Origin of the sequence: uncultured Roseobacter sp. (assembly GCF_947495275.1) — a bacterium.
Taxonomy (GTDB): Bacteria; Pseudomonadota; Alphaproteobacteria; order Rhodobacterales; family Rhodobacteraceae; genus Roseobacter.
This window is the reverse complement of record NZ_CANLYL010000003.1, coordinates 454,341-476,958: the sequence shown is the minus strand read 5'-3', so window position 1 is coordinate 476,958 and position 22,618 is coordinate 454,341. Positions and strand designations below refer to the sequence as shown.

Sequence of the window (22,618 nt, the reverse complement as noted above, 5' to 3'; positions counted from 1 at the left end):
TAATATTGCGCAAAAGATGCGATTCGATAGCCGTTCACTCTTGGAATGTCAACAACACTGACATATACTGGCTCAAGTTGATTATTGTATTTTGAGGCAAACCGATGGCAGACGGGCGATCAACAACAGCCCAAAGCGGTGAAAACCTTCTGTTTTTGACCGACGAGCAGCTACGGCAGGGTATTGAGGCAATGTTTTTTGCCTACCGCGGATTTACGGCTGATCCAGACCGTATCCTCAGCGATCTGGCCTATGGTCGTGCGCATCATCGCGCCGTGCACTTCATCAACCGCGCGCCGGGCACGACGGTTAATAACCTGCTTAATATACTCGGCGTGACCAAACAGTCGCTCAACCGCGTCCTTCGTACGCTCATCGAAGATGGACTGGTTGAAAGCAAGGTCGGTAAAGTGGATAAACGCGAAAGGCATCTGTTTCTGACCGAGGATGGTCAGGCGTTGGAGCAGAAGCTGTCAGACGCCCAACGCGCGCGGATGCGGATGGCATTCAGAGATGCCGGACCCGAAGCCGTCGCAGGGTTTCGAACGGTGTTGGAGGCGATGATGGACCGGGAAATGCGTTTTGCGTACACGCGGCTGAGGGACAGCGGCACATGAGTGATATGGACGCCCATCTGCTGATTGTAGATGATGATGAGCGCATTCGGACATTGCTGCAAAAGTTTCTGATGCGGAACGGGTTTCTGGTCACGGCAGCACGCGACGCGGAACACGCACGGCGCATTCTGTCCGGTCTGGATTTCGATCTGATCGTTCTGGATGTGATGATGCCGGGCGAAGACGGGCTGACCCTGACCAAATCTCTGCGAGAATCCCGTGCCGTGCCGATCCTGTTGCTGACGGCAAAAGGTGAAACCGGCAATCGGATCGAAGGATTGGAAGCGGGTGCGGATGATTACCTCGCCAAGCCCTTCGAGCCAAAGGAGCTGTTACTGCGCATCAATGCAATCCTGCGCCGGATGCCCGAAGCGCCCGCCGATCAGATTGCGCCCAAGGTGCTGTCGCTTGGGGCCATTCGCTACGATATGGAGCGTGGCGAGATGTGGCAGGGCGAAGAACTTGTGCGGCTGACCGCCACAGAGATGCAGTTGATGAAAATCTTCTCTGCCAGTTGCAACGAACCGATCAGCCGCGCCAAACTGGTCGAGGAACTGGGGCGCGATCGCGGACAAGCGCAGGAACGCGCCGTAGACGTTCAGATTACCCGGCTGCGGCGCAAGATCGAGGAAGACCCCAAGCAACCGCGCTATCTGCAAACCGTGCGGGGTGCAGGATACATGCTGGCACCCGAATAACCCGACATTGTTGACCGGACGGACTGGCAACGCCCGCACTTGGGCGCTATGGTCTGCAACGACTTTGGAACAGGAAAGCGGCAATGACGGACACGCCCGTAGGTGAAATGAGTTTCGAACAAGCGATGGCCGAGCTGGAAAAGGTTCTGGGCCAGCTCGAACGTGGCGATGTGGCCCTGGATGAGAGCATCGCCCTTTATGAACGTGGCGCGGCGCTGAAGGCCCGCTGTGAAACCAAGCTCAAGGAAGCTGAGGAAAAGGTTGCCGCCATCACATTGGATGGTGACGGAAACGCGGCAGGCACGACACCGGTCGAAGGGCTCTGAGCATGTTTGCCGACCGTCTGAGCGCGTCTGCTCAGGCCATCCAAAAGCATTTCGACCTTGTTCTGGCAGCCCTGGACAATGTGCCTGTGGTGGACGCCATGGCCCATGCGACCCATGGCGGTAAGCGGTTGCGTGGTTTTCTGGTACTTGAAAGCGCCCGCCTGCATGGCATTGACGCGACCCATGCCATCTGGCCTGCCACCGCCATTGAAGCGTTGCACGCCTATTCGCTGGTGCATGATGATCTGCCGTGCATGGACGATGATGACATGCGACGGGGGCGTCCGACCGTGCATAAGAAATGGGATGAAGCCACGGCCGTTCTGGCAGGGGATGCACTTCAAACCCTCGCCTTTGAACTCGTGAGCCGCGCCGAGACCAGCGCCAAACCATCGGTGCGCGCAGATCTGGTGTTGCGTCTGGCGCGCGCCAGCGGTGTGCAGGGTATGGTCTTGGGCCAGGCATTGGACATTGCGGCGGAAACAGCAGCAGAGCCTCTGACCCTGGCCGAGATCACGACACTCCAGCAGGGCAAGACCGGTGCCTTGATCGAATGGTCGGCGACGGCTGGTGCCGCAATGGCGGAGGCCGATACAACCCCTCTGCAATCCTATGCACGCGCTCTGGGGTTGGCGTTTCAGATCGCAGATGACGTGTTGGATGTCACCGGAGACAGTGCAACCGTGGGCAAGGCGGTGGGCAAAGACGCCAGTGCCGGCAAAGCCACCTTTGTTTCGCTCCTGGGGCTGGATACCGCACGTCAAAGGGCCGCTGACCTGATTGATGAAGCCTGCGACAGCCTGGCGGGTTACGGAAATGATGCCAACACACTAAAAGAGGCTGCGCGTTTCGTTGTAACGCGCGCGCATTGAGAGCTTTGCTATGACGTCAGACAGACCGGACACACCTTTGCTGGACACGATCAATCGACCGGCTGACATGAAACAACTGTCGGATCGGCAGTTGACACAACTGGCCCGTGAATTGCGGTCGGAAACTGTCTCGGCGGTATCCGTCACCGGCGGGCATCTGGGGGCAGGCCTGGGCGTGGTGGAACTGACCGTTGCGCTGCATGCTGTCTTTGACACGCCACGCGACAAGATCATCTGGGATGTCGGCCACCAATGTTATCCGCACAAAATCCTGACCGAGCGGCGCGACCGCATTCGTACGCTGCGCATGAAGGATGGCCTCAGCGGTTTTACCAAGCGCAAGGAATCTCCCTACGATCCTTTTGGGGCGGCACATAGCTCCACCTCGATTTCTGCCGCTCTGGGCTTTGCCGTTGCCCGCGATCTGGGTGGCGTTGTGCCCGAAGGTCTGGGTGATGCGATCGCCGTGATCGGTGATGGGTCGATGAGCGCTGGCATGGCCTATGAAGCGATGAACAACGCGGGCCACCTGAAAAAACGGCTGATCGTCATTCTGAACGATAATGAAATGTCCATCGCGCCGCCCGTGGGGGCGATGTCCACCTACCTCAGCCGACTTTATGCCGAAGAACCCTTTCAGGACTTTAAGGCTGCTGCCAAGGGGGCGGTGAGCCTGTTGCCCGAACCCTTCAGAGAAGGGGCCAAACGCGCCAAGGATATCCTCAAAGGCATGGCCGTTGGGGGCACGCTCTTTGAACAACTGGGGTTTTCCTACCTAGGCCCCATTGATGGGCACGATATGGATCAGCTGCTGCCGGTGTTGCGCACCGTGAAGGCGCGGGCGACCGGACCCATCCTGATCCATGTATTGACCAAGAAAGGCAAAGGCTACGAGCCCGCCGAGACCGCGCGTGACAAGGGGCATGCGACCGCCAAATTCGACGTGATCACAGGCGAGCAGAAAAAAACTCCCTCCAACGCGCCAAGCTACACGCGCGTTTTTGCCGACAGCCTGCTACAGGAAGCCGCCGAGGATGACAGGGTTTGTGCCATCACGGCTGCCATGCCCGATGGCACCGGCCTGAACCTTTTTGCCGAAAGATATCCCAGCCGATGCTTTGATGTGGGCATCGCGGAGCAGCACGGCGTGACTTTTTCTGCCGGGCTGGCGGCGGGCGGCATGAAACCGTTCTGCGCGCTTTATTCGACCTTTCTACAGCGCGGGTACGATCAGGTGGTGCATGACGTGGCCATTCAACGCCTGCCTGTGCGCTTTGCCATTGACCGTGCCGGATTGGTCGGGGCGGACGGGGCCACCCATGCCGGTGCCTTTGACGTCGCCTACCTCGCCAATCTGCCGGGTTTTGTGGTGATGGCCGCCGCCGATGAGGCGGAGCTGAAACATATGGTGGCGACCGCCGCCGCCTATGATGACGGGCCCATCGCCTTTCGCTTTCCCCGCGGTGAAGGTCAGGGCGTGGAGATGCCAGAGCGCGGCACACCGCTTGAGATTGGCAAGGGGCGGATCATCTCTGCGGGCGCACGCGTTGCACTCTTGTCTTTTGGCACCCGTCTGGCGGAAGTCGAGAAGGCAGCAGAAGCCCTGAGGACGCGAGGGATCACACCGACCGTCGCAGACGCCCGTTTTGCCAAACCGCTCGACCGGGAGTTGATCCTGAATCTGGCCGCAGAACATGAAGCGCTGATCACCATCGAAGAAGGCGCGGTGGGCGGTTTCGGCAGCCATGTGGCGCAGTTGCTTGCCGAAGAAGGCGTCTTTGACACCGGTCTGAAATATCGCTCCATGGTGCTGCCGGACATCTTCATTGATCAGGCCAGCCCGGCGGACATGTACGCCGTCGCCAAACTGAACGCTTCGGATATTGAGAGCAAGGTCCTAGACGTTCTGGGAGTGGCTCAGATCGGTGAAGCGCGGGCCTGAGCTTCACCCCATCGCTGCACTCACCAGCAATACCGCCCCCAGCGGCACGGCAACCATGCCGATATAGCCAGCAATGACGAAGTATCCGTCGCGAGCAAAAAGGCCAAATGCGAAAAGCCCGATTGTCGCAGCCGCCAGCGATGTGACCCCGGGCACCAGTTCCAACGCGGGCCAGCCCAGCGGAATGACAGCGCATTGCGCAAGGATCAGCATACGCATAGGTCCGCGGGTCAGGTACTGGAGCCTGGGGTGGGAGTTTCGGTCAATCCAGCTGGCAGGCCCGCGCAACCATTGCACGGCGCGCTCCAGAGCAGATCTTGATATCTGCATCGCCATGACCTTCTCAGGCAACCAAAGCTGGTACCCCATCAGCGCCTGAAGCGCGAGCATGACGATGATCGCGGCACAGATCGTCGGAATACCGGGCACACCGGAAAGAGGTGAGACAAGAAAAAGTGCGACCACCAGAATGACTGGCGTAATGGTACGGTCCCCGATCTCAGACACGATTTCCTGCACCGCCACCTTCTCATCTGTCGCGGCGTTATCCACCGCATCCAGCAAATGGGTCAGCGGCCAGTCATCATATGTCCGAAACGTCCCGATCTTGCAGTTCCTCTTGCAGCAAAGCGTTCAGCCCAACCCGGTAGGTCGGGTAAAGCAGTTGAACACCCAACGCCTGTTTGATCCGATCGTTCCGCACTTTTTTGCTCTCCGCGTAGAAGCTGCGCGCCATCGGGGTCATCTCCGCGGTCTCGAAATCCACTGCGGGCGGCAGCGGCAGGCCAAGCAATTCGGCAGCATAGGCAATCACGTCTTCCGGCGGGGCCGGGTCATCATCGCAAAGGTTGTAGATCGCGCCGGGATCGGGTTTCGCCAGTGAGGCCTCCAACACCTGCGCGATGTCCTCAACATGGATGCGCGAAAACACCTGACCTTTCTTGATGATGCGCCGCGCCGTGCCTTTACGGACCTTCGCAAAGGGGCCGCGTCCGGGGCCGTAAATCCCCGCAAGCCGGAAAATATGCAGCTTGAGATCGGGGATTGCCTGCCATGCAGCTTCAGCCTCGACACGGGCCTGACCGCGCTTGGTCGATGGTGTCAGGGCCGAGGTTTCATCGACCCATCCCCCCTGATGGTCGCCGTAAACACCGGTTGTCGAAAGATACCCGACCCAATCCAGATGCGCGGCGGCGGTCGCAATGTCGGATCGCATTTCTGCAAGTGTCGGATCACCCTGCGGTCCCGGTCCGGCAGAAACCAGCAGCGCATCCGCCTGCGCCAGCATGGGGCCAATATCAGTGCCGGGCCAGATCACCGGGTCAACACCTGTGGCGGCGATCTCAGACGCTTTGGCATCGCTGCGCGTGGTGCCGATGATACGCCAGCCCTGCGGGATCAGACGCGCAGCCAGGGCGCGGGCGCTGAAGCCGTGACCAATTGAAAGAAGTGTCTTTGTCATATGCCCAAGGTGGACGTCCCGGCCACAAGGTTCAAGCACTCAGCGCGTTAACGGCCTTTCCAAACGGGATCACGCTTCTCAGCAAAGGCGCGCGCACCTTCCATCTGATCCTCAGAAGCGTACAGCCGATCCACCGTTGGCAACTGGCGTTTGGTAATGCGATTCATGCTGTCCTGAAACTTGGAGTCCTCAGCGTCGCGCACGATCTCCTTGATGGCCGCGTAGACCAGCGGCGGACCCGAGGCGAGAAGTTCCGCCAGCGCCCAGGCGCGCGCCATCAGATCCGCGGCAGGCACGATCTCGTTGATCAGGCCCCAACCCTTGGCCTCCTCGGCATCAAACCAGCGCCCGGTCAGCAGCAGTTCCATCGCAATGTGGTAGGGGATGCGCTTGGGCAGCTTGACCGAGGCCGCATCGGCCACCGTGCCGGAGCGGATTTCGGGCAGCGCGAAAGTGGCATGATCCGCCGCCAGGATCATATCCGCGCTCAGCGCCAGTTCCAGCCCACCGCCGCAGGCGATCCCGTTCACCGCCGCAATGACGGGTTTGTTCATGTCGCGCAATTCTTGCAACCCGCCGAAGCCGCCCACGCCGTAATCCCCGTCAACAGCGTCCCCTTCTGCCGCCGCTTTCAGATCCCATCCGGGGCAAAAGAACTTTTCGCCGCCGCCGGTCAGAATGCACACGCGCAGCTCTGCATCATCGCGAAAATCGGCGAAAACCTCGCCCATGATGCGGGAGGTTCTCAGATCAATCGCATTCGCCTTTGGCCGGTCGAGCGTCACCTGCAAAATTGCCCCTTTTCGGGTTGTCTTAATCGGCTCCATCAGGCTCTCCTTGCGCGTTTGTGTCAGGGGTCATGGTGATCAGCGCATCCGCAACCACGGCGCGGTCAGCAGTGCAGATAAGTGGGTTGATCTCAGCCTCACCGATCCGTTCGGCATGTGCAATAACGAAGCTTTGCAGGGCCATCACGGCCCGCGTGATCGCGGTCAGATCGGCAGCGGGCCTGCCACGAAACCCAGTCAGCAACGGGTAGGTTTTCAACCGGGTCAGGGCCGCCGTCACATCGTCTTCGGTCACCGGCAAAAGCAGCGACGTCGTGTCCTGCCAAAGCTCGGTCATCACACCGCCCGCGCCGAGGGTCAGCACAAACCCGTGTGCTGCATCGCGTGTCACCCCGATCAGCAATTCGGCAACACCGCCTTGCACCATTTCCTCGATCAGAAAACTTTGGGCCTTCATGCGCTGCGCCGTGACGGCAAGCGCATCGTGAGTGAGGTTCAACATCACGGCACCGGCTTCTGATTTATGGGCGATGCCTTGCCCTTTCAGCACCAGGGGTGCCGCCAGATCAGAGGCTACCGCCACGTCGCCGGCACCATGCACAGCGACCGCGCGCGGCGTGTCGGCCCCGAACCCGCGCAACAGCTCTTTTGCGTCGGCTTCACTTAAAGGGGCGACGGTCCGATCATGCCCTGGCACAAGCGGCGGCATCCGGTGCGGCGCGCGCATCTGGGCCGCGGCTTCAGCCGCATTCATCGCCTCGCGCAGACCACATAAGGGCGTAACGCCCGCCGCCATCAAGTCGCGGGCAACCTCGCGCGGCATCAGTTCCGGCAGCGTTGCCACCACGGCGACGGGCTGGCCACCGCGCTTTCGGACGGCGATTGCGGCCTGGGTGGCACTTTGCCAATCGCTCGCATCCGTATGGGGATAGTCGATAACGATCAGGGTCAATCCCACATGCCTCGCGGCCATCGGCAGCCAGGCGGCGGTCATCTTGTCAACATCCCCCCAGACATATGTGTGATAGTCCAAGGGGTTGGATAGGGAAACCATCGGCCCAAGAGCCTCTAAGAGGGCAGATTCCTGATCATTGGTCAGGGCCGGGAATGTGAGGGCAGAATGCGCGGCGGTATCGGCGGCCAGACTGGCCTCACCCCCGGAACAACTGATGCAGGAGAGCGCATTTGAGGTCAGCGGCCCGTTGCAATGCAAGAGCTTCAGCGTCTCCAGAAAGCTGGGCAAGTCATGCAGGCGCGCGATCCCCAACCGGTCCAACAAGGCCTGCGCGCCTGCGTCACTACCCGCAAGAGAGGCCGTATGCGATATCGTGGCGTTGCGTGCCTGGTCGGACGCGCCGACCTTGAGCGCGATGAGTGGTACGGATTTTTCCTGCGCCTTCATCGCCAGATCATGCCACTGCCCCGTGTCACCAAAACCTTCGATGTGCAGCCCGATGGCGGTGATGCGTGGATCGTCCAGCAGGGCCATGGCAATTTCCGCCTGACGGGTCTGCGCCATGTTCCCGCAGGTCACCATGCAGGCAATGGGCAGAGCCCGGCGCTGCATGGTCAGGTTGATCGCAATGTTGGAACTTTGGGTCAGTATGGCGACACCGCGCGGGACAGGGTCGCAGCCATGCTGATCCGGCCAGAGCAGTGCGCCGTCCAGCGCATTGATGAACCCATAACAATTGGGCCCGAGGATCGGCATGTCCCCGGCGGCATCAACCAGTTGCCGTTGCAGCGTGGTGGCGTTTCCGTCTTCTGCGGCGGCTTCGGAAAAGCCCGAGGCAAAGCACACCGCCCCGCCCGCGCCCATGGCCGAAAGGGCCGTCACTGCCTCAACGGTTGCCTGCCTATTGACGCCGATAAACACCGCATCCGGCACATCAGGCAGGTCGCTGATCTTGGCAACCGCCTTGACCCCTTCGATTTCGATCTCGCGCGGATGCACCAGATGCAGCCCGCCATCGAAGCTCATTTTTTGAGCCTGCAAAATGACCTGCCGACACCACGCGCCCCCGCCAATCACGGCGATGCTGCGCGGGCGCAACAGGCGCGTCAAATCCTTCGCCATTGTGCTCTCAGGCCCCAAGCGCGCGCAGCAGATCGCGGCTTATGATATGGCGCTGAATTTCCGAGGTTCCGTCCCAGATTCGCTCCACCCGCGCGTCACGCCAGAACCGTTCCAGCGGGTAGTCGTCCATCAGCCCCATGCCGCCATGAATCTGGATGGCCGCATCCGTGACCCGCGCCAGCATTTCGGAGGCATAAAGCTTCGCACTGGCAATCTCGCGGTTCGCGGGCAAACCTTTGTCCAGCCGATCCGCCGCGGCGAGTGTCAGCAAATCCGCCGCATCAATCTCGGTAATCATATCGGCAAGCTGAAAGCTGACGCCCTGAAACTTGCCGATCTTCTGGCCGAACTGTTCGCGCTCCGCAGCATAGGTCAGCGCATAGTCAAAGACCCGCCGCGCACGCCCCACCGACATGGTCGCCACGGTGATCCGGGTCGCATAAAGCCAGGTGTTCATCACCTCGAACCCGCCATCGACCGCGCCCAGCACTTGGGTGTCCGGCAGACGGCAATCGTCAAAGTCGAGGATCATGTTCTTGTACCCCCGGTGACTGACCGATTTGTAGCCCTCGCGAATGGTAAAGCCCGGCGTGTCGCGATCCACCAGAAAGGCGGTGATGCGTTTCTTGGGGCCCTTGCGGGTCTGATCCTCACCGGTGGCGATGAAAACGATGATGAAATCGGCGTGATCCGCACCGGAAATGAAATGCTTGGTGCCGTTCACAACCCAATCGCCGCCCTCTCGCACGGCGGCACATTTCATTCCCCGCACATCCGATCCGGCCCCGGGTTCGGTCATCGCCAGCGCGTCCATCCGCTCGCCGCGCACGGCGGGCATGAGGTAGCGCTCGACCTGTTCGCCCTCGCAGGCCATCAGGATGTTCTGCGGGCGGCCAAAAAAATGGTTGAGCGCCATGGACCCGCGCCCCAACTCCCGCTCCACCAGCGCAAATTCCAGATGGTTGAGCCCTGCGCAGCCCACCGTTTCAGGGAAGTTGCAGGCGTAAAATCCAAGCTCGATGGTCTTGCGCTTGATCTCCTGCGCAATCTCCTGCGGCACCTCACCGGTGCGCTCGACCAGCGCTTCATGAGGATAAATTTCGTTCTCCACAAATGACCGGACCGTATCCGCAATCATCTGGTGTTCATCGGTCAGACCGTAGTTTGTCATGGGGATTCTCGTGTGGTGTCAGGGAAAAGCGGCGATCTGCCCGCCTATCTTCCCAACCGGCGCGTGCTTGTCCAGCGCGTCAGATCATCCACAAAACGGCAGAGCATCACGTGTACATCTGCTTTTTGCGCGCGCGGGTTTCATCAGTGGCCTGCGCTGATCCATCGTGATAGCTGCCGAACCAGCGGTCCCACGGCATCTCTACAGTGCCATAATTGCATTCGAAATAACGGTGATGCAGCTGGTGGAAAAACACGCCTGCCTTGGCCTGTCGTTTGTCACCAACGATGATCTCCTCAAAGCCGGAGTGCGAAAAGACAGGATGCGTGGATTGCACATAGCCATGAAACAGCACATGCAGCGGATGGCTGGGCACCACGAAATGGATCGCGAAATTCGTATAGAACAACAGATGTTCGATGGGATGCATCGAAATGCCGGACCAGGGGCCCACGTTGACGTTGCGGTGGTGCAGCGCATGCGCCGCCTTGTAAAGCGGCGGCCAGTGCAAGAGCCGGTGCACCCAGTAGAAATGAAAGCTCGACCAGATCGGCAGCAGCACGAAAAACGCCACAAACCAGACCGGATTGCCGGGAAAAAGCATCACAGGCGCATAGCCATTGGCCATCGCCCAGAACACCAGCACCTGCGCGGCGGTCCAGAGCGTGATGCCGCTGGCGATGTGCCAGAACATATTGTCATGAACCTGATTGCCGAAGGTGAAGGTGCCGTTGTTGCGCGCCTGATCGCGCGGGTCGTATTTGGTCTTTTCCCCCTGACCTTTGCGCATGATCAGCCAGTAATGCAGGGTGCCTGCGCAGATCACCTGCGGGACCAGATTGGCCAGCCAGACCTTGATCACCCCCCCCCAAGCCAGCACCTGCATCTCGGCCAGTTCGGGTAGAATCACGAAATATGCGGCGAGCGCCAACACGAAACACAGCGTGGTGGTGGAAATCTCCAGCCAGAAAGCGGCGTACCAACGGAAAATCGCGGCCGGTCTGGGGGGCCATTGAAACAGCGGGTTTTGCGCCAGCGGTACCTGCGGGCGGAAGTTCCAGCGACCTGCCTCCCGTGTTTCGGCGCTGTCGGGAAGGCCAGCGGTTCGGGCATCATTGAGCATAGCTTGACCCTTCTTCGTCCAGGATGGCTTTGAGTTCGGCCAGATGGCGCGCGTCCTGTTCGGGATAGTCCTCCAGTTCCCGCGCGGTCTTTTCGGCGATATCATCCGGCAGCACCCGCAGCGGCTGGCCGGTTTGCAGCGCCATGATGTAGGTCATGCAGGCCCGTTCGAAATAGTAGAGCCGGTTGAAGGTGTCGGCCACCGTATCACCGATGATCATGATCCCGTGGTTGCCCATGATCATGACTTTTTTCTTCGGGTCATCAAAGAGTTGCGCACAGCGCTCGCCTTCTTCTTCAAAGGCCAAACCACCATAGTTTTCATCAATCACGTAGCGGTTGAAGAAGGTGCAGGCGTTTTGGTCGACGGGCGGCAGGCGGCTGTCGGCCAGTGCGGCCAGCGCCGTGGCATAGGGCGAATGCACATGCATGGCGCAACGCGCATGGGCGCAGTGCCGGTGCAACCCGCCATGTAACCCCCAGGCCGTTGGGTCCGGAGCATCCGGCCCTTCCATGCTTGCCGGGTCATTGGCATCCACCACGATCAGATCAGAGGCCTTGATCCGCGAAAAATGCATCTGATTGGGGTTCATCAAGAACCGGGTGCCGTCTTCGTTGATCGCAAGGCTGAAATGATTGGCCACGGCTTCATGCATGTTCAGCCGCACCGTCCAGCGAAAGGCGGCGGCGAGATCCACGCGTTCCTGCCAATGATCCATATTGGCGCGCAATTCGGTGACAGACATAAGGGTCCTCCGGGGTCGTTCGATGGTATCACAACACCCAACCGGCTTGCTTGACCAACGAAAAAATCGTAGCTCACGCATAAGTAAAGCTACTGAATGGGTTATGATGGCCGATTTACCGCCTTTGAACTGGCTCCGCGCCTTTGAAGCTTCCGCCCGGAACCTAAGTTTCACCGGGGCCGCGCGCGATCTCAACATGACGCAAAGCGCTGTGAGCCAGCAGATCAAATCGCTCGAAGGCTTTCTGGGTCGACCGCTCTTTCACCGCCGGGCGCGGGCCTTGGAACTCACGCAAACGGGGGTCAGCTATCTGCCGGTGGTCCGGGACGCTTTTCGCACGCTAGCGCATGGCACCCGCGCGCTGACCCGCAACGAAGGCGATGCGTTGCAAATCCAGTGCAACCTCACCTTTGCCATTCAATGGCTGGCCCCGCGGCTGGCACGGTTTCGGCAGGCACATCCGGAGGTGCAGATCAACATCTCCACCGAGCTTTGGGAAGCACGGGACATGGCCGAAGGGGCGGATGTCGAAATCCGCTACTCGCTGCGCCCGTCGGATCAAGTGCATGCAGAGCTTCTGGCGACTGACCACTATTACCCCGTTTGCACGCCGGGCTATCCCGTCACGTTGGCAACGCTGGCGGACCAGCCGCTTTACGATTGCTCCAACATGATGGGCACCTGGGCTGTCTGGGCTGAGGAGCAATCGCTCGATTGGCCGGACCCGCCGGTCACCTATGCAACCACCTATTCCGTCCCACTTTCAGTGGCCATAACGGGGGGCGGCATGGCGCTTGGTCACGACGCCATTGTCGCGGGTCTGATGGAGGCCGGACATCTGATCGCGCCTTTTGCGCACCGCGCCGAAATGCAGGAAGCCTACTATCTGATCCGTGCCCCACGTGCTCAGGCGATGCCTGCAGCCGAAGCCTTCACAAGCTGGCTGAAGGCAGAACTGGCCACGTTCTACAAGGGGCGGCTCGGCACCCAGGCGTAACCATCGTCACACAGGATATAGGCTTCGCGCAGCCCGTGCGGTTTGTCCGTCGCCTCTTGAAGGATCATCGCGCCCAGCGCATGCGCCCGGGCAACCGCCTCGTCGGGGTCGGTGTCGTAGAATCGGATTTCAACGCCAGCACCGCGCGGCGGGTTCTCCGGCAGGATGTTCAGCAGCGGATTGGCGCTGTAGGTGCCGTCGCTGTGCAGCTGAAAAACCTCGTCACCATAGGTGATGATGGCGAAATCATTGCTCAGACGGTGCACCCCGACGTCGAATATCGTTTGCAGAAAGGCAGAAGCGGCGCGGACATCGCGCACCAGCAGGTTCAGACCGATCCCGCGCAGGCTTTTGCCGAAATCCTCGGCGGATACGGTTTCATAGTCCATCAATGCAGCTCCCCGCTTGAACATCCCCAAATCCCGTGGCACCTAGGGACATGACGCATGCTCCTTTTCCTTCATGGCCCGATACCGCAGCACAGCTCATTGAGGTGGCGACCGGGCGTACCCCTGCTGACACCGTGATAAAAGGCGGTGTGTGGGTCAATGTCCATACGCGCGAAATTCTGCCCGGTTACGACATTGCCGTGGCGTCAGGGCGTATTGCCTGCGTTGTGCCGGATGCTGCGCATTGCACCGGCCCCGAGACGCAGATCATCGAGGCACAGGGCCGCTACATGATCCCCGGTCTATGCGACGGGCATATGCATATCGAAAGCGGCATGTTGACCCCGGCGGAATTTGCGCGCGCCGTGATCCCACATGGGACCACGTCGATGTTCACTGATCCGCACGAGATCGCCAATGTTCTGGGTCTGGAAGGCGTGCGCATGATGCATGACGAGGCGCTGATGCAGCCGGTGAATATCTTCACCCAGATGCCCTCCTGCGCACCGTCCGCGCCGGGGATGGAGACCACAGGGTTCGAGATTACGGCAGAGGATGTGGCAGAAGCCATGCAATGGCCGGGGATCATCGGATTGGGCGAGATGATGAATTTCCCCGGCGTGTCGAACGCTGATCCGAAGATGCTGGCGGAAATCGCCGCCACCCAGAACGCAGGCAAAACAGTGGGCGGACATTATGCCTCGCCCGATCTGGGGCCTGCCTTTGCGGGCTATGTGGCGGGCGGTCCGGCGGATGATCATGAAGGAACCTGCCAGGCTGACGCGATCGCGCGCATGCGGCAGGGGATGCGGTCGATGATCCGACTGGGCTCAGCCTGGTATGACGTCGAAACCCAGATCACCGCAATCACCGAAAAGGGCCTCGATCCACGCAACATGATCCTGTGCACCGATGACAGTCATTCCGGCACTTTGGTGAATGACGGGCATATGAACCGCGTCGTGCGCCATGCAATCGACTGCGGCTGCGACCCGATCGTCGCGTTGCAGATGGCCACGATCAATACCGCCACGCATTTTGGTCTGGAACGCGAGATCGGCTCGTTGACGCCCGGCAGGCGCGCGGATGTGATCCTGACGTCGGACCTGAAAACGCTGCCCATTGAAACCGTGATCGCGCGCGGTCAGATCGTGGCCGAAAACGGCGCCTGTCTTGTCGATTGCCCGCACTACAATTGGCCTGACACCGCGCGGCAGACCGTGCGCATGGGCAAGATGCTTGCGGCGGATGATTTCGCCATTCCCGCGCCAACCGGGGCGAATGCCGTGCGGGCCAACGTCATCGGTGTGGTCGAAAATCAGGCGCCCACCAAAGCCCTGCAATTTGAACTGCCGGTGACGGAAGGCCGGGTACAAGCCACTGGCGAGGTCTGCCAGATCGCCCTGGTCGAGCGCCACCGCGCCACCGGGTCGGTCACAAACGCCTTTGTGTCCGGTTTCGGCTACGACGGCCCCATGGCGATGGCCTCGACCGTGGCCCACGACAGCCACCATATGATCGTGGTCGGTACAGATGCCGATCACATGGCCATGGCGGCCAACCGGCTGGGAGAGGTTGGCGGCGGCATCGTGATCTTCAAGGACGGCATTGAGCTCGCCCTTGTCGAACTGCCCATCGCTGGCCTGATGTCCGACAGCCCCGCCACGGAGGTGGCCGCCAAAGCCGACCAGATGATGCGGGCCATGCGCGACTGTGGCTGCTCCCTCAACAATGCCTACATGCAGCACTCGCTGCTCGCCCTTGTGGTGATCCCCGAGCTGCGCATCTCTGATCTTGGATTGGTCGATGTGCGCAGCTTTGAATTCATTCCAGTAATTGAGCCCCTTTCATGACAGATATCCTGACGCCAGACGTCCCCGAAACAGAAGAATTCCGCGATGCAAAAGCTGCCGTTGCAAGGCTTGAAGAGCTTTACAATCAGGCCACCGAATTCCTATGCAAACACTTCATCAAAGCTATGGCCGAAGGCGCGCCCGCGTCTCGTGTTCGCGCCTTTTATCCCGAGGTGCTGTTCAAAACATCAAGCTACGCGCAAGTCGATACGCGCCTCAGTTACGGGCATGTCTCCGCGCCCGGCAGCTTCCGCGCCACCATCACCCGGCCTGATCTCTTTCGGCACTATCTGGTGCAGCAGATTGGCCTTTTGATCGAAAACCATGACCAGCCGGTCAGCATCGGGGCGTCGACCACACCGATCCCGGTGCACTTCGCTGTTGCCAACGACAGCAGCATCACGGTGCCACAGGAAGGTGCCGCGGAATTTACCTTGCGCGATATCTTTGACGTACCGGATCTGAGCACCACCAATGATGACATCGTGAACGGCACCTATGTCTCACCCGATGGCATCGGGCCACTGGCACCCTTTACCGCCCAACGGGTCGATTATTCGCTGGCCCGTCTGGCGCATTACACCGCAACCGATCCGGTGCATTTCCAGAACCATGTGCTCTTCACCAACTACCAGTTCTATGTCTCCGAATTCGAGGCCTATGCGCGCGAACAACTGGATGATCCATCCTCCGGCTATACCGCATTTGTCTCAACAGACAATGCCACCATCACGGGTGGCGATCAGCCCCTTGCAGCCGCCATCAAGACACCGCAGATGCCCACCTATCACCTCAAGCGCGCTGACGGGTCGGGCATCACGCTGGTCAACATCGGGGTTGGCCCCTCGAATGCCAAAACTGCCACGGATCACATCGCGGTGCTGCGGCCCCATGCGTGGTTGATGGTCGGACATTGCGCCGGGCTGCGGAATTCGCAGGCACTGGGTGATTTCGTGCTGGCCCATGCGTATTTGCGCGAAGATCACGTGCTGGACGACGATCTGCCCGTCTGGGTGCCGATCCCGGCGCTGGCCGAAATCCAGATCGCGCTGGAACAGGCCGTAGCTCAGGTGACTGCACTCGAAGGCTATGAGCTCAAGCGCATCATGCGCACGGGTACGGTGGCCACCATCGACAACCGCAACTGGGAGTTGCGCGACCAGTCCGGCCCGGTGCAACGCCTCAGCCAATCGCGCGCTGTCGCTCTGGACATGGAAAGTGCGACGATCGCCGCCAATGGCTACCGGTTCCGGGTGCCCTATGGCACGCTGTTATGCGTCTCCGACAAACCGCTGCACGGTGAGTTGAAGCTGCCGGGCATGGCCTCGGATTTCTATAAGACACAGGTGGCGCGCCATTTGATGATCGGGATTCACGCAATGGAACGGTTGCGCACAATGCCGCTGGAACGTATCCATAGCCGGAAATTGCGCTCCTTTGAGGAGACTGCCTTCCTCTGACGCCCGAAAACCCCACAAAATAGGTTAATTTTGCATGTTTTTCCTTGCATTGCTCTACTAATCGTTGTGTTCATACACAACATCCGGGTAGATTTCGGAAATGAGGCCCAACTGTTCGGGCAGCGAAGGAGAATAAGAACATGGCAAAACCAATGACAAAGACGCAACTCGTCGCGGCACTGGCCGAAGAGATGGGCGCGGACAAGAAATCTGCAGGTGCGGCCCTTGAAGCCGTATGCAACCTGATCACACGTGAAGTTTCAGGCGGTGGTGCCGTTACCCTGCCTGGCGTCGGCAAAATCTACTGCCGCGAACGCCCTGAGCGCATGGTGCGTAACCCTGCCACCGGCGAGCAATTCAAAAAAGACGCGGACAAGGTGGTCAAGATGACCATCGCCAAAGCGCTTAAAGACAGCGTGAACGGCTAATCGCCAATCACGCTTGACTACAGGGGGTCGCGCGAGTCGCGGCCCTTTTTTATGCGGGGTGTCCAAGCGAGGGACATCGTAGCCCCTCGCCTGGTACCACCGTTATCTCAGTTCGTTGATCGACGAGATCACCTTGCCTACCAGCCCGTAATCCAAGGCTTCCTGCGTGGTCAGCCAGAAATCGCGGCGGATGTCCTCTGCGATCTTTTCCGGCGTCTGACCCGTGGCTGCGGCAAAGAGCGCATAAAACCGTTCCGTCATGATCCGGATCTGCTCGGCCTGGATCATCATGTCGGTGGCCTGCCCGCCAATCCCGCCGCGTGGTTGATGCAGCAGGAACCGCGTATTGGGCAGGCAGTACCGGTTTTCCGGGGCCGCACCGATAAAGATCAGCGCCCCCGCGCTGGCCACCCAGCCGGACCCGATGGTGCGAACGGTGGGGCGGATGAATTTGATCACGTCATGCACCATGTCGCCGCTCTCCACATGGCCACCGGGCGAAGAGATATAGACGTTGATCGGATCGTCGCTTTCCTCCGCCAGCGCCAGCAGGTGGGTCACGGTGCGCTGCGCGAGCTTGTCATCGATCTCACCGGTGATGATCACATTTCGGCTTTTGAAAAACAGCGCCTCGATCCGGCCATCACCGGATTTGTCGGGCTGCTTGCTGGTATCATCGAGCATCTTTTCGGACATGGGGTCTCTCCGCAAATTAAACCTATGCGGGAAGTGTAGCGGGGCAGGCCGGATTGTCCATCGCGCTCGGGTCATTGATAAAAACGCCCCGCCAGCACCTTGCCCTCGTTGGAGAATTGCGAAATGTTCGCCCCGGCAGGCAAAGGCGTCGGAAAGGCCCCCATGGATATTCGCGCGATTCTGGCTGGGCTTGCCTTTGCCCTGATGTGGTCTTCGGCCTTCACCTCCGCGCGGATCATCGTCGCCGACGCCTCTCCGCTGGCGGCACTGACCCTGCGCTACCTTGTGTCGGGGCTGCTGGGTGTCGCCATTGCCCGCGCTTTGGGTCAGTCGTGGCATCTGACACCTGCGCAATGGCGCGCCACGATCATCTTTGGCATCTTGCAAAACGCCGTCTATCTGGGGCTGAATTTCGTGGCGATGCAGACCATTCAGGCCTCCGTCGCGGCCATTATCGCCTCGACCATGCCGCTTCTCGTGGCGCTGGCGGGCTGGGCCTTTCTGGGCGAACGCCTCAAACCCCTGGCGGCCGCCGGGCTGGTTGCAGGGACCCTTGGCGTCGGATTGATCATGGGGTCGCGCATCACCGGAGGTGTCGATCTGATGGGCCTGCTGCTTTGTGGGATCGGTGTGATCGCCCTGACCATCGCAACGCTCGCGGTACGAGGGGCGACATCGGGGGGTAATTTTCTGATGATCGTGGGTCTGCAGATGCTCGTGGGCTGCGCGGCGCTTGCCCTCGCAACCGCAGTTTTCGAGACACCACAGGTGACCCCCAGCTGGCCCCTTGCCGCCGCCTTCCTTTATACCACGCTCGTACCGGGGCTGGCGGCCACCTTCGTGTGGTTCTGGCTGGTCAACCGCATTGGGGCCACACGCGCAGCGACCTTCCATTTCCTCAATCCTTTCTTTGGCGTGGCCATTGCGGCCCTTCTGCTGGGCGAGGCATTGGGCGCGCAGGACGTATTGGGCGTGGCCATCATCACTCTGGGGATTCTGGCGGTTCAGCTATCGCGGCAGAGCAAACGGTGATTTTCGGCTATCCAGCGCCGGATTTTTGTGGCTAGCCTGCATATCAGACCCAACATGGCCAGAAATGCAAAGCCCAGATGACCTCGCCAGACACACCTCAATCCTATGCTTTCGTTCTGGTTCCCGGCTATTCGCAACTGGGGTTTGCCTGCGCCCTCGAAGCCCTCAGCCTTGCCAACCGTCATCCCGACGGGCGGACCTATTACAGATGGCGTCTGCTCAGCGAGACCGGCGAGGCGGTGCGCGCCTATAACGGGGTCACAACGGCGGTGGACGGCCCGCTGACCGAGTTGGCGCGTGATGAAACCATTGTCATTTGCGCTGGCGAAGACGTCGGCAACAGCGCCAGCAAAAAACTGATCAACTGGCTGCGCCGCGAGGTGCGCCGCGGCATGGATTTCGGCGCTTTGTCCTCCGGCACCTATGTGCTGGCACTGGCCGGTCTGGTGGCGGGCAAACGGGTGACAACCCATTGGGAATATCGCGCGGCTCTGACGGAAATCCTGCCGGATGTGATCATGGAAGACGCGATATTTTCCATCGACGGTCGGGTTTTTACCACTGCGGGTGGGGCCGCGTCGATGGACATGATGCTGGAGCGGATCAAGGCCGATTACGGGACCGAGCTTGCGACATGGGTGGCCGACCAGATGGTCTATACCGATCCGCGCCTGCCAGATCATGCCCAGCGCATGGCCTTGCAGCCGCGCTCGGGTACGCAATGCCAAGCTCGCCATGGCCATGCAAATCATGGACAACAATATTGAAGACCCGCTCAGCCCGGATGAGATTTCGCAGATCGTCGGCGTATCAACCCGGCAGCTCGAACGGCTCTTTGCCAAATACGCAGGCATCTCGCCCAAACGCCACTACCTGCGCCTGCGGCTCGAAAAAGCCCGCGATCTGTTGCGCCAGACCGATTTCTCGGTAACGGATGTGTGTGTTGCCTGCGGGTTCAAATCGCTCTCACATTTCTCCAAAAGCTATCGGGCGGCCTATGGCATCAGCCCGGGCCTTGACGGCGGCACCGCCAAGCTTGTCTGGAAGGGCGGGGTTTAGGGTCAGAATCCTAGGCCAAACCAAACACTGCGGAGGATCCGATGGGTATCGATGACGGCATCACGTCCCTTTGGGCACAACGGCTCGGCCTGCTATTCTTGCGGGTGAGCACGGGCTTCCTGCTGGTCTGGGTCGGGCTCAACAAGCTTGTCAAAGCCACGACACCCTTTGCGCTGCGGCGCAATATCGAGATTGATGAAACCACGGGAGCCTTGCTGGGCACTGCATTCGGCGGCTTTCAGGTGATCATCGGCGTGCTGTGCGTCATCGGCCTGTGGCGCAAATTCGCCTTGCCGGTTCAGGCGCTGATCCATGGCTTCACGGCGGCCAGCGTCTGGTGGGCGATCATCGATCCTTACCGGTGGTACATCAGCGGTGTGGATCGCATTGTCTTCAATTCGCATGTGTTCTACCCGACGATCATCACCTTCGCAGCCTGCGTGCTGCTGATCGTGTTTCGGCGACAGGACACGCTTGCGGTTGACACGCTCCGGTCCCGCAGGTCCGCCAAAACCGCCTGATCCGAAGGTGTCACCGTTTTCTGAAAGCCGTGACCAGGCCACGATCCTTCGCGTGATCTCCTTTTGCCCCGGCCCCATAAATCGGCATGTCGGAGGTCTCAAACCCCTCGATGCGATTTGACAGGAACTCGAATTTGTCGGCAAAGCCCCGTTCGCGGTAATGTTCGGTTTTGATGGTCAGCACAAAGAGCGCCCCATGACCCGCCACCCGTATCAGCTCATCCAGCGCTTCGGGCCCCACATGCCCGTGGGTGAAGGTTCCGGCACTGACCACGGCGTTGTAGCTGCCATCGGCAAAGGGCAGCGTTGCGGTCAGATCGCCCTGGATGGTCTGGCGGTATATATTCTTGCCACGTGCCACGGCGAGCATTTCGGCGGAAAGGTCGAAAGCATCGAGTATGCAATCTCCTGATTTGAGAATTTTTTCCGCCACCAGCCCGGTACCAGCTCCCGCGTCCAGAACAGGCCCGCGCCCACCCATCGCCCAGAACAGCTGCGCCACATGATCTGGCATGATGAAATCCATCTCTGCCGCGAATGTCTGGTCGTAGGTCTCTGCCCAGCCTGCATATAGCGCCTTGTTGTCCTCAGGCGTTTCGAGCGCATAGGCATTGTCGAGACTATGTTTCTTTTCTGGCATCGCCCCGATCCTTCCTGTGCCTGACCATTGAGATTGGTGTTATTGCAGCAACTGCTCGATTTCGCGGGTGATCCGGGCTGATTGCGGTCTGACGGTTGCACCCCAGGTGCCCACGACGTCACCATTTGGTCCGATCAGCACCTTGTTGAAATTCCAGCGTGGGGTGAACCCGGTCTCCGCTGCCACCTCGCGGTAAAACGCATGGGCCGTTGGGCCTTTGACACCGGTAATATCTGTCATCGGCAGATCGAGGCCGAAATTCATCTCGCAGAACTCCTTGACCTCTTCGGCACTCCCCAGCTCCTGTTGAAAATCATCCGAAGGCACCGCCAGAACGACCAACCCGCGTTCTCTGTACTTGTCATAGAGCGCCTGCAACCCGTCATATTGCCCGGTGAACCCGCATTGTGACGCAGTGTTCACGACCAGCACAGGACGTCCGGACCAATCGCCCGTGTTCAAAGTGCCGCCATCAATGGAGGCAAAGCTATGATCCGAGATATCAGCGATGGTGCCTGTGGCGGCCATGATCCCGAAAACGGCTGCGATGATCTGTTTCATGAAAGGCTCCTCAAGCGCGTGTCTGTCAATATAGGTCGGTTTCGATCAAAGACACGTGAAGCGGCCCCCAAGAGTTTCCTCTTCCATTCAGATGTTTTTGTCCCATTTATATAGTCAAAGATCAAAAGGAGCATGCCATGCCCACATATGAGAAAACCAAGGAGGCGATTTCCAGACTATCGCCGGAAGAGTACCGCGTGACACAGCAGGACGGCACTGAACGCCCGGGTACCGGCAAGCTGCTGGGCAATAAGGAGCCGGGCATCTACGTGGACATCGTCTCCGGCGAACCGCTGTTTGCCTCTGCTGACAAATACGAATCCGGCTGCGGCTGGCCAAGCTTCACCAAACCGATCGAGCCTGCGCATGTCACGGAATTGCGCGATGCCTCTCTGGGCATGGTGCGCACCGAGGTCCGCTCAACCCATGGGGACAGTCACCTGGGCCATGTCTTCCCCGATGGTCCCCGCGACCGCGGCGGGCTGCGCTATTGTATCAACTCCGCGAGCCTGCGCTTTGTGCACCGCAACGACATGGAGGCCGAAGGCTACGGGGCCTATCTCGATCAGGTGGAGGACGTCGCATGAGCCATCAACGCGCAGTGCTGGCGGGCGGGTGCTTCTGGGGGATGCAGGACCTGATCCGCAAGAAACCCGGCGTGATCTCGACCCGTGTGGGCTATACTGGTGGCGATGTGGCCCATGCAACCTATCGCAACCATGGCACCCATGCCGAAGGGATCGAAGTGATCTTTGACCCCGCGCAACTCAGTTACCGCGATCTTTTGGGGTTGTTTTTCCAGATCCACGATCCGACCACGCCCAATCGGCAGGGCAATGACAGAGGGCTCAGCTATCGCTCTGCCATTTACTATGTGGATGAAAAACAGCAGCAAATCGCGCGCGAAACCATCGCTGATGTTGAAGCGTCAGGCCTTTGGCCGGGCAAAGTGGTGACCGAAGTGGAGCCTGTGGGCGCATTCTGGGAAGCCGAGCCCGAACATCAGGACTATCTCGAACGTATCCCCAACGGCTACACTTGCCATTTCCCGCGCGCGGATTGGGTTTTGCCCAAGCGTGATGGCAGCGTGGCAGCAGCGGAATAACCAGACTTTTTGCCCGCGCGTTTTTTTTCGCGCGGGAAACCTATCAGCATAAAGAC

General features: G+C 59.9%; 26 protein-coding genes. 15 read left to right on the top strand and 11 right to left on the bottom strand.

The window, feature by feature from the left end; all coding sequences use genetic code 11:
• Window positions 1-104 precede the first annotated feature (104 nt).
• From Q0802_RS08870 to dxs, 5 genes are all read left to right on the top strand, one after another.
• Complete coding sequence (locus tag Q0802_RS08870; protein WP_298916633.1) at window positions 105-617, top strand: MarR family transcriptional regulator; 513 nt, start codon at window positions 105-107, stop codon at window positions 615-617.
• Window positions 614-1,315 carry a response regulator gene (locus Q0802_RS08865; RefSeq protein WP_298916630.1) on the top strand — a complete coding sequence of 234 codons (702 nt, stop codon included), beginning with the start codon at window positions 614-616 and terminating at the stop codon, window positions 1,313-1,315. Before Q0802_RS08870 ends, Q0802_RS08865 begins: the two co-directional genes overlap by 4 nt.
• An 83-nt stretch (window positions 1,316-1,398) precedes the next feature.
• A complete protein-coding gene (locus Q0802_RS08860; RefSeq protein ID WP_298916627.1) occupies window positions 1,399-1,641 on the top strand; it encodes an exodeoxyribonuclease VII small subunit in 243 nt (80 codons plus the stop codon).
• A gap of 2 nt (window positions 1,642-1,643) precedes the next feature.
• A complete protein-coding gene (locus Q0802_RS08855; protein ID WP_298916624.1) occupies window positions 1,644-2,513 on the top strand; it encodes a polyprenyl synthetase family protein in 870 nt (289 codons plus the stop codon).
• A 10-nt stretch (window positions 2,514-2,523) separates the two neighbouring features.
• Window positions 2,524-4,455, top strand: coding sequence for a 1-deoxy-D-xylulose-5-phosphate synthase (gene dxs / locus Q0802_RS08850; protein ID WP_298916621.1), 1,932 nt, complete (start codon window positions 2,524-2,526; stop codon window positions 4,453-4,455).
• A gap of 3 nt (window positions 4,456-4,458) precedes the next feature.
• Here the strand turns inward: dxs and Q0802_RS08845 are convergent, their stop codons facing one another.
• The 7 genes from Q0802_RS08845 to Q0802_RS08815 form a co-directional block, all read right to left on the bottom strand.
• Window positions 4,459-5,019, bottom strand: coding sequence for an exopolysaccharide biosynthesis protein (locus Q0802_RS08845; RefSeq protein ID WP_298916618.1), 561 nt, complete (start codon window positions 5,017-5,019; stop codon window positions 4,459-4,461).
• 19 nt (window positions 5,020-5,038) lie between these two features.
• Window positions 5,039-5,917, bottom strand: a complete 879-nt coding sequence (locus Q0802_RS08840; RefSeq protein WP_298916615.1) for an SDR family oxidoreductase — start codon at window positions 5,915-5,917, stop codon at window positions 5,039-5,041.
• A 47-nt stretch (window positions 5,918-5,964) separates the two neighbouring features.
• The gene (locus tag Q0802_RS08835; protein ID WP_298916612.1) at window positions 5,965-6,744 is read right to left on the bottom strand and encodes a carnitinyl-CoA dehydratase; all 780 of its coding nucleotides are present in this window, start codon (window positions 6,742-6,744) and stop codon (window positions 5,965-5,967) included.
• The gene (locus Q0802_RS08830; protein ID WP_298916609.1) at window positions 6,731-8,782 is read right to left on the bottom strand and encodes an acetate--CoA ligase family protein; all 2,052 of its coding nucleotides are present in this window, start codon (window positions 8,780-8,782) and stop codon (window positions 6,731-6,733) included. The genes Q0802_RS08835 and Q0802_RS08830 overlap by 14 nt, the downstream gene beginning before the upstream one ends.
• A gap of 7 nt (window positions 8,783-8,789) precedes the next feature.
• The gene (locus Q0802_RS08825) at window positions 8,790-9,953 is read right to left on the bottom strand and encodes an acyl-CoA dehydrogenase family protein (RefSeq protein WP_298916608.1); all 1,164 of its coding nucleotides are present in this window, start codon (window positions 9,951-9,953) and stop codon (window positions 8,790-8,792) included.
• Between the two features lie 106 nt (window positions 9,954-10,059).
• Complete coding sequence (locus Q0802_RS08820) at window positions 10,060-11,076, bottom strand: sterol desaturase family protein (protein WP_298916606.1); 1,017 nt, start codon at window positions 11,074-11,076, stop codon at window positions 10,060-10,062.
• Window positions 11,066-11,821 carry a class II aldolase and adducin N-terminal domain-containing protein gene (locus tag Q0802_RS08815; RefSeq protein ID WP_298916603.1) on the bottom strand — a complete coding sequence of 252 codons (756 nt, stop codon included), beginning with the start codon at window positions 11,819-11,821 and terminating at the stop codon, window positions 11,066-11,068. Before Q0802_RS08815 ends, Q0802_RS08820 begins: the two co-directional genes overlap by 11 nt.
• Before the next feature lie 106 nt (window positions 11,822-11,927).
• Here Q0802_RS08815 and Q0802_RS08810 point away from each other — a divergent pair, with 106 nt between their 5' ends.
• Window positions 11,928-12,818: a LysR substrate-binding domain-containing protein gene (locus Q0802_RS08810; protein WP_366523310.1), complete on the top strand. Its 891-nt coding sequence runs from the start codon at window positions 11,928-11,930 to the stop codon at window positions 12,816-12,818.
• On the opposite strand, the gene Q0802_RS08805 is transcribed toward Q0802_RS08810, so the two are convergent.
• On the bottom strand, window positions 12,788-13,207 hold the full coding sequence (locus Q0802_RS08805; protein ID WP_298916597.1) for a glyoxalase: 420 nt from the start codon (window positions 13,205-13,207) through the stop codon (window positions 12,788-12,790). The two genes, Q0802_RS08810 and Q0802_RS08805, sit on opposite strands and share 31 nt — an antisense overlap.
• A 50-nt stretch (window positions 13,208-13,257) precedes the next feature.
• Here Q0802_RS08805 and ade point away from each other — a divergent pair, with 50 nt between their 5' ends.
• The 3 genes from ade to Q0802_RS08790 all read left to right on the top strand — a co-directional run bounded on the left by ade (window position 13,258) and on the right by Q0802_RS08790 (window position 16,948).
• Entirely contained in the window at window positions 13,258-15,060 is a 1,803-nt protein-coding gene (ade, locus tag Q0802_RS08800) for an adenine deaminase (RefSeq protein ID WP_298916595.1), read from the top strand.
• Window positions 15,057-16,520 carry an AMP nucleosidase gene (locus Q0802_RS08795; RefSeq protein ID WP_298916593.1) on the top strand — a complete coding sequence of 488 codons (1,464 nt, stop codon included), beginning with the start codon at window positions 15,057-15,059 and terminating at the stop codon, window positions 16,518-16,520. The genes ade and Q0802_RS08795 overlap by 4 nt, the downstream gene beginning before the upstream one ends.
• A 140-nt stretch (window positions 16,521-16,660) precedes the next feature.
• Window positions 16,661-16,948: an HU family DNA-binding protein gene (locus Q0802_RS08790; protein WP_298916590.1), complete on the top strand. Its 288-nt coding sequence runs from the start codon at window positions 16,661-16,663 to the stop codon at window positions 16,946-16,948.
• Window positions 16,949-17,050: 102 nt separating this feature from the next.
• Here Q0802_RS08790 and Q0802_RS08785 read toward each other — a convergent pair whose 3' ends face one another.
• Complete coding sequence (locus Q0802_RS08785; protein WP_298916587.1) at window positions 17,051-17,644, bottom strand: ATP-dependent Clp protease proteolytic subunit; 594 nt, start codon at window positions 17,642-17,644, stop codon at window positions 17,051-17,053.
• A gap of 162 nt (window positions 17,645-17,806) precedes the next feature.
• Here Q0802_RS08785 and Q0802_RS08780 point away from each other — a divergent pair, with 162 nt between their 5' ends.
• From Q0802_RS08780 to Q0802_RS08765, 4 genes are all read left to right on the top strand, one after another.
• Window positions 17,807-18,676, top strand: coding sequence for a DMT family transporter (locus Q0802_RS08780; protein ID WP_298916832.1), 870 nt, complete (start codon window positions 17,807-17,809; stop codon window positions 18,674-18,676).
• 77 nt (window positions 18,677-18,753) lie between these two features.
• The gene (locus tag Q0802_RS08775; protein WP_298916584.1) at window positions 18,754-19,443 is read left to right on the top strand and encodes an AraC family transcriptional regulator; all 690 of its coding nucleotides are present in this window, start codon (window positions 18,754-18,756) and stop codon (window positions 19,441-19,443) included.
• On the top strand, window positions 19,427-19,735 hold the full coding sequence (locus Q0802_RS08770; protein WP_298916581.1) for a helix-turn-helix domain-containing protein: 309 nt from the start codon (window positions 19,427-19,429) through the stop codon (window positions 19,733-19,735). The genes Q0802_RS08775 and Q0802_RS08770 overlap by 17 nt, the downstream gene beginning before the upstream one ends.
• A 41-nt stretch (window positions 19,736-19,776) precedes the next feature.
• Window positions 19,777-20,256, top strand: coding sequence for a hypothetical protein (locus Q0802_RS08765; protein ID WP_298916579.1), 480 nt, complete (start codon window positions 19,777-19,779; stop codon window positions 20,254-20,256).
• Window positions 20,257-20,266: 10 nt separating this feature from the next.
• On the opposite strand, the gene Q0802_RS08760 is transcribed toward Q0802_RS08765, so the two are convergent.
• Window positions 20,267-20,896 (bottom strand): class I SAM-dependent methyltransferase, encoded by a 630-nt coding sequence (locus Q0802_RS08760; protein ID WP_298916577.1) that lies wholly within the window; start codon window positions 20,894-20,896, stop codon window positions 20,267-20,269.
• Window positions 20,897-20,935: 39 nt separating this feature from the next.
• A complete protein-coding gene (locus Q0802_RS08755) occupies window positions 20,936-21,424 on the bottom strand; it encodes a glutathione peroxidase (protein ID WP_298916830.1) in 489 nt (162 codons plus the stop codon).
• Window positions 21,425-21,594: 170 nt separating this feature from the next.
• Between Q0802_RS08755 and msrB the strand changes: the two genes are divergently transcribed.
• Together msrB and msrA are read left to right on the top strand one after the other, a co-directional pair.
• On the top strand, window positions 21,595-22,044 hold the full coding sequence (gene msrB, locus Q0802_RS08750) for a peptide-methionine (R)-S-oxide reductase MsrB (protein WP_298916575.1): 450 nt from the start codon (window positions 21,595-21,597) through the stop codon (window positions 22,042-22,044).
• Window positions 22,041-22,562: a peptide-methionine (S)-S-oxide reductase MsrA gene (msrA, locus tag Q0802_RS08745; protein ID WP_298916573.1), complete on the top strand. Its 522-nt coding sequence runs from the start codon at window positions 22,041-22,043 to the stop codon at window positions 22,560-22,562. Before msrB ends, msrA begins: the two co-directional genes overlap by 4 nt.
• The last annotated feature ends 56 nt before the right edge of the window (window positions 22,563-22,618 follow it).

Excerpts from the sequence above, each read along its gene's own strand:
- Q0802_RS08870 (WP_298916633.1), top strand. The coding sequence starts at position 105 with ATGGCAGACGGGCGATCAACAACAGCCCAAAGCGGTGAAAACCTTCTG.
- Q0802_RS08865 (WP_298916630.1), top strand. The coding sequence starts at position 614 with ATGAGTGATATGGACGCCCATCTGCTGATTGTAGATGATGATGAGCGC.
- Q0802_RS08860 (WP_298916627.1), top strand. The coding sequence starts at position 1,399 with ATGACGGACACGCCCGTAGGTGAAATGAGTTTCGAACAAGCGATGGCC.
- Q0802_RS08855 (WP_298916624.1), top strand. The coding sequence starts at position 1,644 with ATGTTTGCCGACCGTCTGAGCGCGTCTGCTCAGGCCATCCAAAAGCAT.
- dxs (WP_298916621.1), top strand. The coding sequence starts at position 2,524 with ATGACGTCAGACAGACCGGACACACCTTTGCTGGACACGATCAATCGA.
- Q0802_RS08840 (WP_298916615.1), bottom strand. The coding sequence starts at position 5,917 with ATGACAAAGACACTTCTTTCAATTGGTCACGGCTTCAGCGCCCGCGCC.
- Q0802_RS08835 (WP_298916612.1), bottom strand. The coding sequence starts at position 6,744 with ATGGAGCCGATTAAGACAACCCGAAAAGGGGCAATTTTGCAGGTGACG.
- Q0802_RS08830 (WP_298916609.1), bottom strand. The coding sequence starts at position 8,782 with ATGGCGAAGGATTTGACGCGCCTGTTGCGCCCGCGCAGCATCGCCGTG.
- Q0802_RS08825 (WP_298916608.1), bottom strand. The coding sequence starts at position 9,953 with ATGACAAACTACGGTCTGACCGATGAACACCAGATGATTGCGGATACG.
- Q0802_RS08820 (WP_298916606.1), bottom strand. The coding sequence starts at position 11,076 with ATGCTCAATGATGCCCGAACCGCTGGCCTTCCCGACAGCGCCGAAACA.
- Q0802_RS08815 (WP_298916603.1), bottom strand. The coding sequence starts at position 11,821 with ATGTCTGTCACCGAATTGCGCGCCAATATGGATCATTGGCAGGAACGC.
- Q0802_RS08810 (WP_366523310.1), top strand. The coding sequence starts at position 11,928 with ATGGCCGATTTACCGCCTTTGAACTGGCTCCGCGCCTTTGAAGCTTCC.
- Q0802_RS08805 (WP_298916597.1), bottom strand. The coding sequence starts at position 13,207 with ATGGACTATGAAACCGTATCCGCCGAGGATTTCGGCAAAAGCCTGCGC.
- ade (WP_298916595.1), top strand. The coding sequence starts at position 13,258 with ATGACGCATGCTCCTTTTCCTTCATGGCCCGATACCGCAGCACAGCTC.
- Q0802_RS08795 (WP_298916593.1), top strand. The coding sequence starts at position 15,057 with ATGACAGATATCCTGACGCCAGACGTCCCCGAAACAGAAGAATTCCGC.
- Q0802_RS08790 (WP_298916590.1), top strand. The coding sequence starts at position 16,661 with ATGGCAAAACCAATGACAAAGACGCAACTCGTCGCGGCACTGGCCGAA.
- Q0802_RS08785 (WP_298916587.1), bottom strand. The coding sequence starts at position 17,644 with ATGTCCGAAAAGATGCTCGATGATACCAGCAAGCAGCCCGACAAATCC.
- Q0802_RS08780 (WP_298916832.1), top strand. The coding sequence starts at position 17,807 with ATGGATATTCGCGCGATTCTGGCTGGGCTTGCCTTTGCCCTGATGTGG.
- Q0802_RS08775 (WP_298916584.1), top strand. The coding sequence starts at position 18,754 with ATGACCTCGCCAGACACACCTCAATCCTATGCTTTCGTTCTGGTTCCC.
- Q0802_RS08770 (WP_298916581.1), top strand. The coding sequence starts at position 19,427 with ATGGACAACAATATTGAAGACCCGCTCAGCCCGGATGAGATTTCGCAG.
- Q0802_RS08765 (WP_298916579.1), top strand. The coding sequence starts at position 19,777 with ATGGGTATCGATGACGGCATCACGTCCCTTTGGGCACAACGGCTCGGC.
- Q0802_RS08760 (WP_298916577.1), bottom strand. The coding sequence starts at position 20,896 with ATGCCAGAAAAGAAACATAGTCTCGACAATGCCTATGCGCTCGAAACG.
- Q0802_RS08755 (WP_298916830.1), bottom strand. The coding sequence starts at position 21,424 with ATGGCCGCCACAGGCACCATCGCTGATATCTCGGATCATAGCTTTGCC.
- msrB (WP_298916575.1), top strand. The coding sequence starts at position 21,595 with ATGCCCACATATGAGAAAACCAAGGAGGCGATTTCCAGACTATCGCCG.
- msrA (WP_298916573.1), top strand. The coding sequence starts at position 22,041 with ATGAGCCATCAACGCGCAGTGCTGGCGGGCGGGTGCTTCTGGGGGATG.